A 19093-nucleotide genomic window follows, 5' to 3' on the forward strand; every position below is an offset into this window, starting at 1 on the left:
AGGTGAGGATGTGAAGTGATGTCCTCTTATGAAATGGAATTCATTGTTTGCGAAACACATCTTTATCTTTCTGAACCTTTCAGAAATAGTTTGACAATATAGACATATAGACTTAAAATTTAAAACGATCGTTTGATTTAAACAATCGTTTACATCAAATTCGAACTAATGAGTAATGGAGGACATCATTTATGTTGCAGGCTTTACGTATATTGTTGAAAAAACCGCCAGTAATTGTGGGGATCGTGACGGCACTTATGTTCCAAGTGATCTTCAGCGTGATCTGGATGACAGCATATTCCGGAGTGAATGACCGGATGAATGAATTGACGGTTGCCGTTGTCAATGAGGATGGAGAGCAGTCCAAGGGGATCGCAGATCGTATGGCTGAGACACTTCCTTTTCATACCGTAACGAATCTCAGTGCTGCTGAAGCACTTGACCAGTTAAATCATCGCAAGATTCATATGGTGCTCAATATTCCTGCAGGGTTTAACGAGATGATTCAGACAGCCGGTTCCACTGCCGAAATCAAGTACACCATTAACGAGGCGAACCCGGTGACGATCAAAAGCATGATGCAAGGTGTATCGCAAAGTGTGACGAACACGATTAACAAGCAAGCAACCGCACAAGGTGTGCAAGCTGTGTTGACCGCTTCCGGAGCGCCTGCAGCTCAGGCAGCTGAAGCTGCTGCCAACCTGACTACACGAGTGGAAGGTACAACCACTTCCATTAATCCGGTTAACGGCATGAACAACCAAATGGTTCCGATGATGATGGTACTCGCTTCTTATGTGGGAGCCATGATTATGGGGATGAACCTGCAGACAGCGATGGGTATGCTGTCCGCTACTCACTCCCGCTGGACATTGTTCGGTGCCAGAGTGGTTATCAATCTGGGGTCTGCTCTTGTCGTTTCCCTGCTGGGATCATCACTGATAGTGTCCCTGGGCGGACAGATCGAGCAAGGATTTATCGCATTCTGGTTGTTCCAGGCGTTGTTCCTCTGCACGTTCATGTTCTTCTCCCAGTTCTTCCTGATCTGCTTTGGACCAGCGGGAAGCTTGTTCAACATCATTTCCCTGTCCCTGCAACTGGTATCCTCCGGTGCAATGGTGCCACGTGAATTGCTGAACAGTTTCTACAGTGGTATTGGCCAGTATCTGCCAGCCACATATGCCGTTCAAGGTGTTCTGAGCGCTCAACTGGGCGGTCCTGGAGTTCAAGCCGCTGCTGGCTCGATTACCATTGTATTGCTGGTTGCTGTAGCCCTTTCCCTGGTGGTGACGTTGTTGAAAAAACAACGCATGCCAGTTGGGGCACCAAGCCCGGCTCAAATGAACAGCTAATATTCCAGACGTAATGGTTGGTCTTCATAGGATATGATCAAGCACCCCGGTGATATTCACCGGGGTGCTTGGTTTAATAGTAGCTTAAGGTGGCTAGCCTTGCAGGATTGCAGGCCACACACCTTGCGCTTTGATGCACAAACTTTCATAATGAAACGATAGAGTAGTCTCGCTGCAGCCTGGTGAGCTGGAGCAAATGAATAGAACGGACAAGAGGAGCGGACGGAATGACGGAACCGGAATTGGATATAAAAACGAGGATTTTGCTTGCAGCCAAGAAGCTTTTTGCACAGCAGGGGTATGACGGGACAAGTGTTCGTCAAATCTGTGATGAGGCGGGTGCAAATGTATCGCTGGTCTCGTATCATTTTGGCGGAAAAGAAAAGGTGTTTGAAGCCTTATTTGAACACTTTTTTCCTGATCATATGATGAACGAGTTGGCTGAAGAGTCCATGTCCTCCCCCGTGGAGGGTATCCGACGAATCATAGGTGAAGTCGTAAAGTTCACGATGACGGACCGGGAGATGAGCGATATTGTGCAGCTTGAAATTACGCTGCGTACCCATCGTACAGCTACCGTGTTTCGTTTTCTGGACCCCGTCTGGACCAGAGTGAGAGAACTGCTGCAAGAAGGCAAGGAGCAGGGCGTGTTTCAGATTGAGTCCGTATCTTATGCGATGCTTCAGGTCATGGGTGTGGCTTTGGCACACAAACGGGCCAAGAATTCACGATTTAGCTTTGACTATCAGGACATGAACACAGATGAGCTGGCCGAGCAGACCATTGAATTCGTACTACGAGGATTGGGAGTGAATAGCGATGAACGAAACCATTGAATTGATGATGAAGCACCGCTCTGTGCGGAAATTCAAGTCAGACCCGGTAAGTGAGGAACAGCTGGCAGCCATCGTGGCGGCCGGGCAGATGGCTTCCTCTTCAAGTAGTGTACAGGCCTATACTGTAATTGCTGTTACCGAACAGGAGCAGAAGGCCAAATTGGCTGAATTGGCAGGCAATCAGTCTTACGTGAACGAATGCCCTGTGTTTCTCGTATGGTGTGCTGATCTATATCGGTTAAGTGATGCTGCCAAGCGTCATTTGCCTGAAAAGGAATCCTATGAGGACTCCACTGAAAACTTTATGGTGGCGACAATCGATGTAGCACTCGCATCGCAAAATGCTGCACTTGCAGCAGAGTCACTGGGTTTCGGAATTGTATATATTGGTGGGCTGCGCAATCGCATTGAGGAAGTTAGCGAAGTATTGGGCTTGCCTGAGGGAGTATATCCAGTATATGGAATGTGTATTGGTGTTGCTGATCAGGAGACGGGTATTCGTCCGCGTCTACCGCTGGATGCGGTCTTACACCATGGCCGCTATAACGCCGAGCAGACCCTCAAAGGCGTCGAGAGCTATGACGAAACGACTGCTGCATACATGAAGGAGCGCACCCAAGGGGAACGCTCTACGCCGTGGTCCGAAATGATGGCGAAACGTCTCACAGAGCCGGTACGTCTACAGATGAAGCCATTCCTCGAAGGCAAAGGATTCTTGAAACGTTAAGCGTAAATACAAAAGAAGTCAGTTCGGCGGATGCCAACTGACTTCTTTTTTGTATACTATACTGTACCCATTTAGTTGAGGAATCAGCACAAGACTGGACGCCAACTCGTCTCTAAGGGAGACCGTAGAAGCGTTTCGTATTCTGATAAAAGAGACGCGCAGCCCGCTCCGTTCCCATACCGGTCACTTCACTCCAAGCTTGAATGACCTGTCTCGTCATGGCAGGGTGCGTCATTCTTCCCTGGAAAGGTCCCTCGAAGGGCCAAGGCCCATCGGTCTCTGCCATAACCTGCTCGGAAGGATACTGGCGAGCTAATTCGCGAATTTCCTCTTCGTATATGATATCAGGTGTGAATGAGACGAAATATCCGTTGTCAGCCATTCGCTGGACGGTCCGCTTGGAACCCTTGAACCAGTGAAAATGAGCCCGGCGATGATGATATTGCTCCAGCAGATCACAGGCGATATCGGCATCCTCGTATACAGCGTGCAGTATAATCGGTTTACCGTGTCGCTTGGCTAGCTGGATAAATCGCTCCAACAGATCGATATAGCCGCGCTGATCAAAGCATTGTCCTAATTGTTCGGCTTCCTGTCGGTTGTAATAAGGCAATCCAACTTCCCCAATCGCTGTGGCTTGTTCCATATGCTTTTCGATCCAGTCGAAGAACAGATCCTGCTCTGCCAGGGACGGCAGGGGCTGCTCCGGATGGAAGCCAAAGGCCGGATATACGGTACGGGGGTATTGTGAAGCGAGTTCCAGGTTGGTCTGGGCAGATGCCAGATTCATGGAAACGGCGATGACGGCCTCAACCTGTTGGGACGGGAAGGAATGCAGCATCTCACGTTGTTCTTCAGGTGTATATTTGTCCAGGTGAAGATGGGCATCGATCAAGGGTGCAAAAGCGGTTGATTGCATGGCTGGACCCCTCCTTTTTATCTTTTACCAATGATACGCAGAGTAGTTAATCTTAGATCACCCATTTTAGGAAAATAATAACTTAAAAACCCGCACTATTTAGATAGGCGGGTTTTCTGCTGTTCTTCTCTCATCCACTGGGAAATCTGCCGTTTCCGTTCAAGAAAAGCAGACTCCTCCGTAATCGCTTCCCGACGTGGACGATCAAAGGGAACATCGACCTCGTGAAGTACAGTCGCAGGCCGATTCGACAGGACGTAGATACGGTCAGCGAGCAGCAGTGCTTCCTCGATATTATGCGTAATGAACAGCACCGAGCGGCGGTTTTGTTCCCAGATATCGAGCAGCCAGCGCTGCATATCGCTGCGGGTCAGTGCATCCAGCGCACTGAAAGGCTCGTCCAGCAGCATCAGCTCCTGCGGACTGAGTAGGGCGCGCAGAAAGGCAACCCGCTGCTGCATACCGCCCGATAACATATGCGGATAGGCTTGTTCGAACCCGGCCAGTCCGACACTGCCCAGCCACTTTCGGGCATCTGCAAGCGCCTCAGCCCGGGGGGGTGCATCCGCAGACACTTCACCTGCAAGCAGCACATTGTCCTCAATGGTACGCCATGGGAAGAGGGCAGGCTGCTGCGGCATATAGCTAATCTTGCCGCGTTGCCCGGTAACATTCTGACCATTCATCAGGATTTGTCCCTCCTGTGGTTTCAGCAGGCCGCCGATGATGTGAAACAGGGTGCTTTTGCCGCAGCCGGAAGGGCCGACGATGGCTACGAATTCTCCTTGTTCCACGGTCAGGGACAGGCCATCCAGAACAGGCAATGTGCTGCGTCGCTCGCGGAACGAAGCATGCACGTTCAGAACTTCGAGCGCTGGTGATGATTGATGTGCAGGTAAGGCCACGTTTTCTTGCTCGGGACCTCCGCTGCTCGTTGGAAGGGTTGCACCTTCATCCGGCTCAGCAGCTACCCGCTCGTTGTGTTCGGGTGTCATCTTGTCATCACTTCCTAACCTTTATAGGGTGCATATATTTCAAAGTTATCGCTTTTGTGGTCGCCAGCGTACGAGCAGCTTCTCCAGTAGCGCAATGAGCAGGAAGAGCAGCAGGCTCAGTGCTACAATAATCATGATTGCCACGAAAAGACGATCCGTCCGATAGGCTGATTTTTGCAGCATCATATAATAACCGATCCCCTTATCTGCACCGATCCATTCGGCGATAATCGCACCCATGACGCTGTACGTAGCGGCGATTTTAATCCCCGAGAATACCGAGGGCAATGCATGTGGAAGTTCGAGCTTCCAGAAGATTTGGCCGCGTTTTGCACCAGCCATGCGCATATAGTTCATCATCGCTGCATCGGTGCGGGTCAACCCGTCCATAGCAGCTACAGCCACCGGGAAGAAGCAGACCAGGATGATAGTAATCAATTTGGGCAGCAGCCCAAATCCGAACCAGATTAACAGGAGCGGCGCGAGCGCGATGGTCGGAATATTTTGACTAAGGATAAGTAATGGATAGAGTGCAGATTTCAAAAATGGAATCAAATGCAGCACCATCGCAATCAGTAATCCCACGAGCGTACCTGCTGCGAACCCAATCAATGTCAGCTGGATTGTTGCCCATGCATGCATGCCAAGTCGATCTGCTTGGGACGCTGCTTCATGGGCGATGTCCGAAGGCGCAGGCAGCATCCATTTCTCAATATGGAACAGGGAGACAGCTCCCTGCCATATCGCTATAAAGAGAATAACCGCCACAAAGGGCGGCCATACGCTTTTCCAATAGGCATGCATTAGCGATATTTCTCCGTCAGGGTGTCCATGCTGAAGCCGCTTGGGCTATGGGCGATCTTGATCTGTGAGATGATGCTTGGACTGCCGGCTTCCACGAGAACTTCGTGCATTTTGCGGACAACCTCCAGCAGTTCCTCCAGTTCACCCTCCATCGTGGTATCCAGTGGATTAACCTGATATTTCAAGCCGGACTGCTGAATCACTTCAATGGCACGGTCAACATAAGGATAGGAATTTTCCCCATTTGGCGTTTTGGGAATGACTTGAATGCTAAGTAGTGTGCTTGCCATGAGAGATCACTTTTCCTTTCGGGTTAAATTGCATGAGTTAAACCAGCTTTACACTTTACCACTCCGATTGCAGTACCCTCTTCCGATCACTGTTATCCCCGGATTTCTTTAACAATTTTTAACGGAGGAAATCCGGGGATAAAGGTGAGCGCTTCGCTTCTTCAGATGGGTTCTGCACTCTTCGTTCTGGTGTAAAAAAAAGTTAAACTTAAACCATTTTTATTGGGGTAGAAACTCGTTCGTATACGCTTTGGATACATCTACCTGCTCATCGAGCAGTTTTTTGCTAAACATCCAATCTGTATAGTTCTGCCATACTTCCTGCTTTTGCTCACCCCAGCGCGGTGCGTCATCCTGATATTTCGGACTCAGCCACTTTTGGCTTGCGAGTACAAGGTCCTTATCCAGATCCGGTACGGCCTTGATCAGAATGTTCGCAGCGTCTTCGGGATGATCAATCGCATATTGATATCCTTCGGAAGTGGCTTTCAGGAATGCTTTAACCAGCTCGGGATCGTTCTGAATCGTCTTTTCATTGGTAACGAGTACAGGAGTGTAGTAGTCCAGTGCCTCGGAATAATCCTTCACATATAACATGTCGATCGGTTCGCCGCGCAGTTCGGCTTCAATACCCGTCCACGCGTAGAAAATCCAGGCAAAGTCGATATCACGTTTCACAGCGGTGAAAAAGTCGGCGTCACCCATGTTAATGTTTTTCACTTTGGATACATCGGCGCCTTCACCTTCCATAATGGATTGCATCACGGCTTCTTCTACCGGGGAGCCCCAGCCACCATAGGTTTTGCCTTCAAAATCTTTGGGAGATTTGATGTTCCGATCCACCGGAGCAGCAAATCCCGACGTGTTATGCTGAATAACGGCTGCGATGGACACGAGCGGTACGTCTTGTGTGCGGGCCTGAGTCACACTCTCCTGATAACTTACGCCAAAAGGCACTTCGTTCGAAGCTACCATCGTATCCGCGCCTCCGGCACCTGGCTGTACAATCTCGACATTTAAGCCTTCGGCTTTGTAAAAACCTTGATCTACGGCCGCATACAGGCCGGTATGATTCGTATTTGGTGTCCAGTCCAGCACTACTTTAATGTCCTTGAGGGCTGCGTTGTCACCTTCATTGCTGTTTTCGGTATTGCTGCTGCCAGTTTCTCCTGAAGGTGCAGCTTCTTTGCCGCCACATGCGGCCACAGCCACTAGTAGTACGCACAAGAGCATTAGGCCCATCATTTTACGCCATCTCATCTTCATTTCTCTCCTTCATGTTGTCCGGCCAGTGGCACGGGGTACTCCTTGGCTTCATATCCAAGCATCTTGCATAAATCGACAGATTTATACCAGCTATGATCCGGATGACGTCATTTTTTTTAGCTCTCTGGCTATATAAAAGAACATTAAAAAAGCGCCCCGTTAATCCGGGACGCGTGCAGGCGTTAGAGATGTGGCACTCAGCAAAGAGGCTGGGCCAATTCGATATACTCCGATTCCTACGCTGGCATGATCCAGATCAGGTCTAAGGGTCAGTATCTTGGTGGGATACACTCTCAGCCGGCCTATTCCGACTCCCCTGGGAAACTATGAAGTTACGGGCATTACTATGTGTAATTATAGGCCAGAGGCCTATGCATGTCCAGTCAGGAACTGGATGGGGACACGTATGAAGTTATCAAACAGGCCGTTATACATATGTATAACAGCCTGTTAAGATGTGTGATTTTCAACAATTATCGTGGCGAATCATATAAGGAAATCTGACTGAGTGCAAAAGCATCGGATTTCGGGTCATAGCCTACCTGTTTCTGAGTGGCTTCCAGATTCAACCGTTTAAACTTATTATTCGAGATCCCATGCAGTATGGTGAAGGGCTCCAGCTCTGTAGCTGTAATTGCTTTGAACATCAAATTACACAAGTCAGCCGGACTAATATACGCGCTCATATCCCTTGCCTCCAGCACGGGTCCATCCGGTTGAAAATCATCATATGCACCGATACGTATTGCAACACTTTGTAAACCTTCGGTATACGCAAAATAGGAAGCAAGCGATTCTCCAAAACATTTGCTAACCCCGTACAAATTCCGTGGGCGTGTCGGCATGTCTGGATAGACCTGAGCATCAATGGGATACCCCTCGATCGTCTGTGCACTGCTTGCCAGAATGACTCTTTGCACACCTTGGTCCTTGGCTGCACGGAATACATTAAATGTACCTTTGATATTGATGTCCAACAACGATTCATAGAATCCGGCATGCGGGGAAGGATCTCCCGCCAGATGTACAACCACATCCATGCCTTCGCAAGCGTGCTGACAGGCTTCGGGATCTGTCACATCCAGTGTCATGATCTCATGGTCTGTCCCTTGATACGTATGCAGTCTGTCGATATTCAAATCTGTTAGTCGCAGGTGAAATGCTTCTGACAAGTGTTGGGACACGTCACGTCCAATTTTTCCGGCTGCACCGGTAATTAAAATGTTCATAAAAATCAGCTCCAATTTTTAGCGCTGGAAGAACTCAATCCATTCCTTTTCAGGTCCATAGATGAAGAAATAACGGTAACCGTTAGGCAGTGTAATCATCTCTCCATCAATAAACTCGGCCTCGGTTTCTTTAATGCGGTTATACTCGGCCTCAAGGTCATCGACATGGATGGCAAAGTGGTGCACCGTACCTTCGGAAGGCAGCTTGTCGCTGTATCCCTGAATCAACTCAATCTCGGTCTCATCGCTTCCGTTGAAGCCGAGAAAGGCGAGCTGAATGACACCGTTGGTATGGGTTACCCGGTCTTTCAATTCAAGACCAACAATCTCCGTGTAGAAACGCAGCGTGGTCTCCAGATCGCGAACGGCAATGCCGACGTGGTCAATGCGCTTTTGAAAACTCATAATCAAAAATCCTCCTTTAAATATGCAGTGGATCTTTTCTACCATTTTAAGGGATATCATAGGGCTGTACTACGGGGTTGTCAAATCCGATTTTTAATTTGGAAAAATTATAATTGTTCACAGAATGTTCACTTATGAGGAAGGCTTCATCATCTCTATAATTACGAAGGTAAACAGAGAGGATGAGAGATTTGCCAACGACGAAGAAAGAACAGATTGTTTTTGGAATGATGATGTGCACAGGAATGGTCATCGTCATGATGACTTTCAATTTATGGCACAATGGGTTATTGAGCAAGATGTCCGCGCTAGATATACTGCTTCAATTCATATTGTGTTTTATTATTGCGTTTCTGGTGGAGTTCTTCATTGTTGGACCTGTAGCGAGAAAAATTGCATTTTCCTTACCTTTTGACAAATCCAATAAAATTTTGGGCGTGCTCGCTATGTCATTTTTCATGGTCATTGGGATGGTTCTGATCATGTCCTTGTACGGAATGATTTCCGCTTATCTTGCGAATCAGTTAAATGGAGCCTCCGTACTAAGTACGTATCTTCATACGATTGCTCGTAATTTCAGCCTGGCGCTTCCTTACCAATTGATTATTCTGGGACCACTCGTTCGATATGTGTTCGGTAAATTCATTAAGGATAAGGGGAGTGTAGTCCCTTCAACCTAAATAACGTTAGTTCCGATTTAGAGCACCTGAAAGTATTTCCTGGGCAATCTTGTGCAAATAAATAGATCGTATGATCACCTTCAATGAAAGGTGATCTGAGGCAAAGGTAGGACACTTTCTACCATGATTACAGCGCTAACGAATCGAGAACATCTTATTAGGCCGGTTTTTAAGGAATGAAAAATCTAACGAATCTCAGCGGCGTTATTATGCTAAGAAACTGCAACGAGACCTTGATTTGGAGCTAATTATCTAGAATAACGTCTCTAGGATTCGTTAGATTTCAAACATGCAGAAATGGAGATGAATAGCGTGTACCAGGTTCGTTAGAACAGAATAACGCTACAACAAAATGTCCACCGCCAATTCATGGCGGTGGACATCTCAATCTCTATAATAGGTATTCTATTTCTGATTCTAATTCTCAGGTCTGCCTCGACACATAACTGTTAAGTCACTGTATCGACCACATGTTTGTTCTGCCATTGATACGCAATCACGCTGATCATCAGCAGACCAACTGCAAAAATGGCAAGCATCCATGCGGACTGGTTAACCTCCAGATGGTCCAGACTCCAGCCTGTAACCAAAGGCAGAATGGCACCACCAACCCCACCTGACGCAATCAGGATGCTGGGCGTTGATTCTTCTGTTCCAGGCAGCATTTTGCTGGCGAAGACGAGGGCAATGGAGAATACACCAGATAATGCGAGCCCGAGCAACAGAATGATCAGAAATGCCGACCAGATCTGGTTGGTAAAAGGAAAGATCATCAGCAGCACAACTGCTGCAAGGCAACTGTACAGAACGTAGACGCGATATTGGAATTTCTCCGCAATATATCCGGCAAACAGTCGTCCAACGGACATGGCGATCCAGAAGCAGGTAACACTAAGTGCAGCACCTGCTTCCTTCATGTTCATTTTCTCAATCAGAATGGCTGGCATGAAGTTGGCAAGGCTCATTTCAGTGCCGACATAGAGAAAGAAAAATAAAACAAATAAAGACAGAAGAGCCAAATTACGGCCGTGATAGGTTGAACGAGTTGGTTTAATGTCTTCAGGATTCGTTCCATTTGGCAATTCAGCAGCTTGAGTGTGTACAGGAGTCTGGTCTGAGCTGCGTCGACTCAGCTCGTTGTCCAGCTCACCGAATGAACTTTTGGCCCAGAAGATAAAAGTCATCGCTGCACAGACGGCAACCACGAGGAACGACATGCGCCAGTACTCTGCAGAAATCAGACCGCTGGCAATGAGCGGCATGACCATGGCGCCGATACCAAATAACACTTCAAGTCGGCTCATGGCAACCGCCGTATTATCTTTAATTGCTGCAATGATAATTGTACCGATGACAGCCTCGATCATGCCAAATCCAAATCCGGCTGCAGGTGCAATGATGAACATCCAGCCCCAAGGAGGCAGCAGCATATAGGATAACTCTGCAATGCAGAGCAGAGCTGCAGCAATTAATAGACCGCCTCGTTTCCCGAAGCGTTTATTCAACCATGGAGATAACAGTACACCACCCAGGAACCCGGCAAATTGGGCAAATATCAGTGTGCCTCCCTGACTATAATCCTTGCCATAATGTTCAAGAGCAACGGGCAGGATGGAGCCGAGAACCACATGGGCAAGTCCGATGAGGAAATAGGACAAGCATCCAATCCAAAGCAATTTTTTCATGAAGAAAAACTCCTTCTAGATATTATGTTATGTAGTAAGTCTGCCATTCAGGAGTATTTCCTAAAAACAAACAATCTCTATCATAACAGGACATGTAAGGGTATGCACGGATAACTTGCAATGGAGACTAAAGTTCGTATATACTGAAAAACAACAATTACAGATCGGACCATGCCGTTGAAGAGCATCCAACTCGGAGGCGTTTTCGCCAGGGGAGCGAACCATTCCCCAAGTTAACCGGAACCGCCCGTTATCGCGGACCAAGAGGCCGAATCAGAATATTCTGGTTCAGCAAGTTGGGTGGCACCGCGAGCAGAGCGCTCCTCGTCCCAAGGGATGAGGGCGCTCTTTGTATTTTTACAGCCAAAGGAGACGGTGACCATGTTGGAAATGAAGTGGATTCGGGAGCATGCAGAAGAGGTGCAAGCTGCGGCAGTCGGCAAGAGAATGGATATCAGTATTCGCGAATTGTTGGAACGGGACGAAGAGCGCAGAGCTCTTTTACTGGAAACGGAAGAAGGGCGTAGAGTACGTAATTCGTTATCTGCGGATATCGGCAGACTGATGCAAGCTGGTGAGCGTGAGCAAGCCGAGGGTTTAAGGGGACAGGTGAAACAGCTGAATGATCAGTTGGCGCATGTTGAAGCCAAGCTTGCCGTTGTGCAGGAGGAAGTGACAAGGCTGCAATGGTTGGTACCCAATGTTGTATCGCCGGATACGCCATTGGGCGTATCGGATGAGGATAATGTGGAGCTGAGACGTGTGGGTGAGCTGCCGGTATTCGATTATGAGCCCAAGGATCACGTGGAACTCGGTGAACGGCATGATCTAATCGACATCCCACGTGGGGTGAAAATCGGCGGAACACGAAGCTATGTGCTCAAAGGAGCAGGGCTGCTCCTGCACCGGGCTGTACAGCAACTTGCGCTTGATCTGCTGCTGAAGCATGGATTTACGCCAATGGAAGTTCCTCTGATGGTGAGGGAGAATACACTTTTGAACACGGGGTTCTTCCCCACAGGACGGGATCAGGTCTATGAATTACAAGGCGAGAACAAGTGGCTGGTGGGAACATCGGAAGTGCCGCTGGTTTCGTATTATGCGGATGAGATTGTGGATGTGCAGGAGCCAATCAAGCTGGCTGCCACATCGACATGTTTCCGCAGTGAGGTTGGCTCAGGCGGGCGGGACGTACGCGGATTGTACCGGGTGCATCAATTTGCCAAAGTGGAACAAGTCATTCTCTGTGCACCGGATGCGAAAGAATCGGAGCGAATGCTGCAGGAAATTACAGGACACGCCGAAGAATTACTGCAATTGCTGGAACTGCCTTATCGAGTAGTTGCTGTGTGTACAGGGGATATGTCGCAGAAAACGTACAAACAGTACGATATTGAGACCTGGATGCCAAGCCGCAATGCGTACGGGGAGACACATTCGTCGTCGAATCTGCATGATTTCCAGGCTCGGCGTTCGAATATTCGTTGTCGCGATGCCCAAGGCAAGCTTGCATACTGCCATACGTTGAACAATACGGCTGTGGCTTCGCCACGTATACTGATCCCATTGCTGGAGAATCATCAGCAGGCGGATGGAAGCATTCGTATTCCAGCCGCACTTCAGCCCTATATGGGCGGTGCCGAATATTTGATTTTGCCGCACGAAGATGAAGAGATTTAAAAGGATTACACGCTGTGTTGAGAAGTAAAAAGGGAACCCTTGTGGGGGTTCCTTTTTGTTTTGCCTGTGATGTTGGGACCAGTGAAGAGTGTTCAGCGCTTTTGTGTTACGAAGGCCACAGTATAGAGATGTGGGAAATGGCCAAACCAGACGGGTATGTCACACAGCTGTAACGTACAGATTGTATAGTAGAATCCAGTTTGGAAAGGAGGTGCAGATATGAACCTGCTGCTGGCGGATGATGAACCGCTGATGCTGCAAATATTGAAGGCCTATTTTGTTAAAGAGGGCTTTCAGGTGTTTTTAGCCGAGGATGGGGAAGCAGCCCTGAATCTCTTTTATAATAATCAAATCGATTTGGCGGTTTTGGATTGGATGATGCCAGGACACAGCGGTGTCGAGGTGTGCCGGGAAATCAAGCGTACGAGTCGGGCGAAGGTACTGCTGCTGACAGCCAAAGGCGAATCGGATGATGAGTTTGTTGCCTTGAAGGCTGGGGCGGATGATTATCTACGCAAGCCGTTTGATTCGCGTATCCTGCTGTTGCGTGTAAAGAAGCTGCTGCAACTATCCTCCAAGATCATGGTGGGAGAACTGACCGTCGATCTGGAAGGCCAGAAGATCTACCGTGGTGGAGTGGATGTAGGGGCTACCCATAAGGAATTTGAATTAATGAGGGTTCTGGGAATGAACAAGGGGCAGATCGTAACCCGTAAAATTTTGCTGGATCAGGTGTGGGGTTTCGATTATTTCGGTGAGGAACGCACCGTAGACACTCATATCCGCAGACTGCGTGAGAAAATTGGAGAAGATTCGATCAAAACGTACCGGGGAATGGGCTACTGCCTAGAGGATCAAAATGAGTAAACTGACCCGAAAACTGCTCGTGCGCATTATCGGTGCATTGTGTGTTGTCTTTTTCCTATCCTTTATCGTCAATACGTTTTTCCTGCCTAGCTATTTTTTGTATCAAAAAAAGCAGAAATTGGCCGAGTTAACGACTGAAATCTCTGCTTCAGAACATGGCGTTCAGCTGCCACGGATTGAGGGCCTTGAAAGGCAATACGAGGTCGCTATCGCTTATGCTTCGTTGAAGGATAGCGTGAATGATATTAACGATCAATTGTTATTGCAATATAACCGCAAGGGGATTGCCCTCAGTAAATTTTGGCTGACAGAGGAGAGTATCTCTGCGCTGCGTGAGGGTGCCCGGGTTAATAAATTCTATGATCAGACCAAGTTGAAATCAAGCTTTCTGGTGAACTTTGTGAAGGTGGGGGGTTCCGTATTTGCTGTTGGCGAATCCATCTCCCATTCAGCGGAGACGATTCGAATTATTAATCAGTTCAATGCGTACATATGGCTCGGCATGCTGCTGTTGCTTATCCTGCTTTCCGTGCTGTATACCGCCAGAATCGTTAAACCGCTCGCAAAACTAAGCGAAACGGCTGAAGCCATTTCCAATTTATCGTTTGCGAAGGTGGATATAAAGACAGGTGATGAGATTGAGACTTTAGGACGCAGCATCAATGTGATGAGCGACAAATTGCAGCAGGCGCAACATTCTTTAGAAATAAAAAACGCCAATCTGCGAACGTTCATCTCGGATATCTCGCATGAATTGAAAACACCGCTCTCTCTGATTCGAGTTTATGCCTCTGGCATTCAGGATGGCCTGGATGACGGAACCTATGCTGGAGTTATCCAGCAACAGAGCGAAGAGCTGGCTGGTTTAATTGACCGTCTTTTGGAGCTATCCCGTCTGCAGGCCGAAGTATATGATTTTGAACCTGTTGATCTTCGCCAACTGCTCATGGAGACACTTCATACCTATGAAACCGTATTTCAGCAGCATGGCTTGCATGTGGAAGTGGAGGATGGATGGACTGCCGAGACCTGGGTGCTGGCTGATCGACGAAAGCTGGAGTCTGTTCTGCACAATTGGATGACCAACGCGGTGAAATATACAAGCGGTGACCGAATAACCATTACACTTGAACTGAAAGAGGAAGCGGCATATTTCGGTATCGCCAATGAAACGGATAAGGAAGAGCATGAACAGTGGGATCAGGTTTGGGAGCCCTTCTATGTAATGGATAGTTCGCGCAGCAAAAAGTTTAGCGGGACGGGACTGGGCTTGTCTATTGCCCAGACGATTCTGGAGAATCACCATGCCGACTATGGCCTTAGCGTAGCCGATGGAAAAGTTATGTTTTATTTTTCTTTACCTTTAATACAACGTTAATGAAGGAGCCGCCATGCAAATGGTGGTTTTTTTGTGTGTGAGAAGCAACCTGAATTAATGTATGTTCACGTTGGGAAAAGCCGATTGTTTCCCCTGTCATACTGATGTAACACAATTGCCTTAGGATAGGCCTATCACCAAATCAGAACTTAATTCATGGAGGGATATCCGATGTTCAATAAAACCTTTTTAATAACGGGAGGCACTGGCTCATGGGGAGAAGAGTTGGTCAAACAATTGCTCGTTCAGGAGCCAAAAGAGATACGTATTTTCTCACGAAATGAATCGCTTCAGGCTCAAATGAGACAAGCCATCCCTGACCCGAGAGTGAAGTTTGTACTGGGGGATATCAGAGACCGCTGGGAGCTGGCAGGTGCCTGCAAGGATGTAGATGATGTCTTTCATCTTGCGGCGCTTAAACATGTTCCGGTCTGCGAGGACCAACCGGATTGTGCAGTCAAGACCAATATTATCGGAACGCAGAACGTCATTGATGCTGCAATCGAGAATGGCGTGCGGAAGGTGGTATATGTCTCTACGGACAAGGCAGCGAATCCTTCCAGCATGTACGGGATGACCAAAGCCATCGGGGAAAAATTGATTTTATTAGCTGACACCCGTTCCGCTACAAGCTTTGTTTGTGTACGAAGCGGGAATGTTCTTGGTTCCACGGGCAGCGTAGTACCGTTATTCAAACGCCAGCTTGAGTTGAAGCAGCCACTTAGCGTTACCGATTCCAGAATGACACGTTTTTTTCTTCCCCTTGGAGACGCCGTGGAAATTATCCTGTCGGCCATGGAGCAATGCAAGGGCGGCGAGATTATTGTACCCCGAATGCCATCCTGCAAAATAACGGATATCGCACAGGTTTTGGCAGAGGATGCTGGGCAAAAGGATGTTCCGATACAGTTCATCGGTGCCCGTCCGGGTGAACGGCTTTATGAAACGCTGATTTCAGATTGGGAAAACGTTAAGGAAGCGGAGGAGGAGAAGTCCTACTTTGTTGTTACGACCTCCCCTTCAGCCAAATTAGCGGATAAAGAGGGTTGTGGGACATATGTTCTTCCTGGCAGAGGATATCATTCGGAGGATGTCATCATGACCAAGGCGGAAGTACGCGATATGCTGTGGAGAGGGGGATTTCTGTGTTCAAACGGAGGATCATATTTACAGGAGGCGGCTCCGCCGGTCATGTGACAGCCAATCTCATTCTGATCTCCAGATTGCTTCAGGAGCAATGGGAAATCCATTATATCGGTTCCAAGCATGGCATCGAGCGTCAATTAATCGGCAAAATCCCGGCTGTTCACTATCATGCGGTTGCAACAGGCAAGTTGAGAAGGTATTGGGCATGGGCGAACGTTTCCGATGTATTCAAAATTATACTTGGAGTGCTGCAAGCTTATCTGCTCATTTTACGAATTAAACCTCATGTTTGCTTTTCGTTAGGGGGATTCGTAGCTGTTCCTGCTGTAGTGGGTGCCAGGTGGAACCGGGTTCCGGTGCTGATTCTGGAGCCGGATCTACATCCGGGTCTGGCCAACAGGCTGTCACGGCGATACGCCCAAATGATGTGTACTACGTTTATGGATACCGCGACGTTCGCCTCCACGAAAGGTTCAGGAAAGACGATGTACGTGGGACCTGTAATCAGGGAGGAGTTGAAGCTTGGCAGCCGAGCACGGGGGATTCATTTTTGCCGATTTGTCTCCGACAGACCTATTCTGTTGATTATGGGTGGCAGTCAGGGCTCGGAAAAGCTTAATCGTATGGTACTTGAAACACTGCCGGAACTGCTCAAGCGTTATCAAATCATTCATATATGTGGTACAGGTAAATTGAACTCATCCTTCCCAAGTTTTGCAGGCTACAAGGCATTTGAATATGTGCATGAAGAACTTGCGGATTTAATGGTTATGGCGGATATGGTCGTGTCACGTGCTGGCTCCAATGCGATCCATGAGTGGTTGTTGCTGCGGAAGCCGATGCTCCTGATTCCCCATGCCAACGGCGGGTCACGTGTTGGACAGACGCTGAACGCGAAGTATTTTCAGGAGCGAGGTTATGCAAGGGTCCTCCAGGAAGAGGAGTTGACTGCTCAGACATTCCTGCGAGATATTAACCTTGTATATATGGAGAGGGATCATATGGCAGGCCATATGAAGGCGAGTGGAACGGACAACGCCGTTGACAAGGTTCTGCAGCTTATTCGTACAACGGTTTCTTCGGTAGAAAGAGCTGAACATGAGTAAAAGATTTCCCGAACTGCTGCTGGTCATGTTCTTTTTGCTCATCGTATCTATCCTGATTATCTCAAAACGTTTATTGTATTAAACTATATAAGCAGAACTAAAGATTTTACACTGAACACTCCGATGACAGAATAACCTTCCAATCGCTGTTATCCCCAGATTTTTAAAATTTCCTTTTCTCAAGGGGAAAATCCGGTGATAAAGGCGAACGCTTCGCTTTTCCAGGTTTTTTCTGTCCTCTCCGTTTCTGTGTAAATGAATAGTTTAATTTATATAGGATTGCAACCTGTTACAATCCCGTTCTTCTTTTAAATAAGGAGGCATTTTTCAGTCACTTCCTAGTGACTTGAAGAATGCCTCTACTTATTTGGGATATTCACTTTTATGTAATGAGTTTCCGATATAATATAATAGAAGTAAAATATTGGATTACAGGAGATGAAGATTGCAATGAATGGAATGAAATTAGCAATACGAGGCACCTTGGCCTTTATTTTAGTATTGGCAGCATTGGCTCCTTCGCTTGCCCTAGCAGCCACGGGTGACGTGACATCTATCGAGATTACCAACAGTAGTCCGCAACAGATGAGTGTATCCCAGACAACTACGCTTCAGGTGATGGCGGTTATTGAAGGATTTGATAACAAGCAGGATGTTACGGGAGGCGTCACATGGTCCACGAGTAACGAAGCTGTTGCTACCATTATTAAAGGCAAAGTGAAGGCTGTTGCAGCGGGAGAAGCAACGATATATGCACAGGTAGATGGAGCCAAAGCGCAATTGGTGGTTAAGGTTCAGGATAAAATTAAAAGCATCAAAGCTTCGCCAAGTTCCTATAATTTTGTCAAAGGTAGTGAAAGTACGCTGCCCAAAGTAAGCATTGTGCGTGCAAACGGCAAGGAAGAAGACGTGACATCCGAGATTGTATGGACGGTATCGAGTGCTTCCGCGGTGCTGGAGAGTGGCAAAATCAAAGGAATTACGCCTGGCAGAGTGATGTTACAAGGCAAATATGGCTCAGAGACGGTTAAAGTTCCCGTAGCGATTACGGACCAGATTACCAAAGTCGAAGTGACTCCTGCTGTCATGCAGCTGAATATTAAGAAATCGAAAGCGTTGAAGGTCATCGGTACATATGCCAATGGGAAAACGATTAATCTTTCGAAACAGGTAACGTGGACCTCTTCCAACAATAATGTAGCCATCGTCAAGAATGGTACAGTCAAAACACTGACGGAAGGACAAGCCACCTTGACAGGAACTTATCAAAATCAGACAATAAAGGCAGAGGTTACCGTTGTTCCTTTGCTCAAGAAGCTGATCACAGGCCAGAAAACACTCGTCTTATCGCCACAGGCAAGTACAACACTGAGTGTGATGGCGCAGTATGATACAGGCAAAACCACGGTTGTAACGAGCAGTGCGGTATGGAGCAGCACCAAACCAAGTGTAGCCACAGTAACGGGCGGCAAGATTGTGGCCGTGGGTAAAGGCAAAACATCCATCACTGCCAAGTGGGGCAATAAAAAAGTTACTATACCGGTAACGGTAAAATAAAATTTTCAACGAATGAAGTATATCCATTAAGGTCATTTCATCATCGTGAACAGAAACAGATGGGGCGTAGACATACGCCCCTTTTAAGTATAAAAAAATTGGATGTGATGAAACTGAATTCTTCAATTATAAGCTCAGATAACAATTTCTATGGTTTGACTTACATAAAGT

The 19093-nt window shown here is 47.7% G+C and carries 18 protein-coding genes and 1 riboswitch; of the genes, 10 read left to right on the top strand and 8 right to left on the bottom strand.

The genetic code is table 11. The annotated features are described in order from the left end of the window. Positions 1–191: 191 nt before the first annotated feature. The 3 genes from MKY42_RS02335 to nfsA all read left to right on the top strand — a co-directional run bounded on the left by MKY42_RS02335 (position 192) and on the right by nfsA (position 2915). Complete coding sequence (locus MKY42_RS02335) at positions 192–1352, top strand: ABC transporter permease (protein WP_090904109.1); 1161 nt, start codon at positions 192–194, stop codon at positions 1350–1352. A 227-nt stretch (positions 1353–1579) separates the two neighbouring features. Beyond that, a complete protein-coding gene (locus MKY42_RS02340; RefSeq protein ID WP_090904110.1) occupies positions 1580–2188 on the top strand; it encodes a TetR family transcriptional regulator in 609 nt (202 codons plus the stop codon). Beyond that, the gene (gene nfsA, locus MKY42_RS02345) at positions 2172–2915 is read left to right on the top strand and encodes an oxygen-insensitive NADPH nitroreductase (protein ID WP_090904111.1); all 744 of its coding nucleotides are present in this window, start codon (positions 2172–2174) and stop codon (positions 2913–2915) included. Before MKY42_RS02340 ends, nfsA begins: the two co-directional genes overlap by 17 nt. Positions 2916–3027: 112 nt before the next feature. Here the strand turns inward: nfsA and MKY42_RS02350 are convergent, their stop codons facing one another. From MKY42_RS02350 to MKY42_RS02380, 7 genes are all read right to left on the bottom strand, one after another. Further along, positions 3028–3834, bottom strand: coding sequence for a TatD family hydrolase (locus tag MKY42_RS02350; RefSeq protein ID WP_090904112.1), 807 nt, complete (start codon positions 3832–3834; stop codon positions 3028–3030). A gap of 95 nt (positions 3835–3929) precedes the next feature. Then, entirely contained in the window at positions 3930–4829 is a 900-nt protein-coding gene (locus MKY42_RS02355; RefSeq protein WP_090904113.1) for an ABC transporter ATP-binding protein, read from the bottom strand. 45 nt (positions 4830–4874) lie between these two features. Next, complete coding sequence (locus MKY42_RS02360) at positions 4875–5633, bottom strand: ABC transporter permease (RefSeq protein WP_090904114.1); 759 nt, start codon at positions 5631–5633, stop codon at positions 4875–4877. Then, positions 5633–5923, bottom strand: coding sequence for an MTH1187 family thiamine-binding protein (locus MKY42_RS02365; RefSeq protein WP_024632265.1), 291 nt, complete (start codon positions 5921–5923; stop codon positions 5633–5635). Before MKY42_RS02365 ends, MKY42_RS02360 begins: the two co-directional genes overlap by 1 nt. 219 nt (positions 5924–6142) lie before the next feature. Then, positions 6143–7183, bottom strand: coding sequence for an ABC transporter substrate-binding protein (locus tag MKY42_RS02370; protein WP_339848295.1), 1041 nt, complete (start codon positions 7181–7183; stop codon positions 6143–6145). 221 nt (positions 7184–7404) lie between these two features. Further along, positions 7405–7517, bottom strand: a riboswitch (TPP riboswitch). Between the two features lie 145 nt (positions 7518–7662). Next, positions 7663–8418 carry an NAD(P)-dependent oxidoreductase gene (locus tag MKY42_RS02375; protein WP_179261994.1) on the bottom strand — a complete coding sequence of 252 codons (756 nt, stop codon included), beginning with the start codon at positions 8416–8418 and terminating at the stop codon, positions 7663–7665. Positions 8419–8436: 18 nt separating this feature from the next. Next, positions 8437–8823, bottom strand: a complete 387-nt coding sequence (locus MKY42_RS02380; RefSeq protein ID WP_090904118.1) for a VOC family protein — start codon at positions 8821–8823, stop codon at positions 8437–8439. Between the two features lie 191 nt (positions 8824–9014). Between MKY42_RS02380 and MKY42_RS02385 the strand changes: the two genes are divergently transcribed. Further along, entirely contained in the window at positions 9015–9503 is a 489-nt protein-coding gene (locus MKY42_RS02385; RefSeq protein ID WP_339848300.1) for a hypothetical protein, read from the top strand. Positions 9504–9952: 449 nt separating this feature from the next. Here the strand turns inward: MKY42_RS02385 and MKY42_RS02390 are convergent, their stop codons facing one another. Continuing rightward, complete coding sequence (locus MKY42_RS02390; RefSeq protein ID WP_339848302.1) at positions 9953–11188, bottom strand: MFS transporter; 1236 nt, start codon at positions 11186–11188, stop codon at positions 9953–9955. Positions 11189–11569: 381 nt separating this feature from the next. Between MKY42_RS02390 and serS the strand changes: the two genes are divergently transcribed. The 6 genes from serS (at position 11570) to MKY42_RS02420 (ending at position 18922) form a co-directional block, all read left to right on the top strand. After that, on the top strand, positions 11570–12868 hold the full coding sequence (gene serS / locus MKY42_RS02395) for a serine--tRNA ligase (RefSeq protein WP_339848304.1): 1299 nt from the start codon (positions 11570–11572) through the stop codon (positions 12866–12868). Between the two features lie 219 nt (positions 12869–13087). After that, a complete protein-coding gene (locus tag MKY42_RS02400) occupies positions 13088–13735 on the top strand; it encodes a response regulator transcription factor (RefSeq protein WP_339848306.1) in 648 nt (215 codons plus the stop codon). Further along, positions 13728–15113 carry a HAMP domain-containing sensor histidine kinase gene (locus tag MKY42_RS02405; RefSeq protein WP_339848308.1) on the top strand — a complete coding sequence of 462 codons (1386 nt, stop codon included), beginning with the start codon at positions 13728–13730 and terminating at the stop codon, positions 15111–15113. Before MKY42_RS02400 ends, MKY42_RS02405 begins: the two co-directional genes overlap by 8 nt. Before the next feature lie 171 nt (positions 15114–15284). Beyond that, entirely contained in the window at positions 15285–16310 is a 1026-nt protein-coding gene (locus MKY42_RS02410; RefSeq protein ID WP_179261982.1) for a polysaccharide biosynthesis protein, read from the top strand. Continuing rightward, positions 16259–17365: an undecaprenyldiphospho-muramoylpentapeptide beta-N-acetylglucosaminyltransferase gene (locus MKY42_RS02415; protein WP_339848311.1), complete on the top strand. Its 1107-nt coding sequence runs from the start codon at positions 16259–16261 to the stop codon at positions 17363–17365. The genes MKY42_RS02410 and MKY42_RS02415 overlap by 52 nt, the downstream gene beginning before the upstream one ends. A gap of 459 nt (positions 17366–17824) precedes the next feature. Continuing rightward, positions 17825–18922 (top strand): Ig-like domain-containing protein, encoded by a 1098-nt coding sequence (locus tag MKY42_RS02420; protein WP_339848313.1) that lies wholly within the window; start codon positions 17825–17827, stop codon positions 18920–18922. Positions 18923–19093 lie beyond the last annotated feature (171 nt).

This window comes from Paenibacillus sp. FSL W7-1088 (genome assembly GCF_037969855.1).
Lineage (GTDB): Bacteria > Bacillota > Bacilli > Paenibacillales > Paenibacillaceae > Paenibacillus.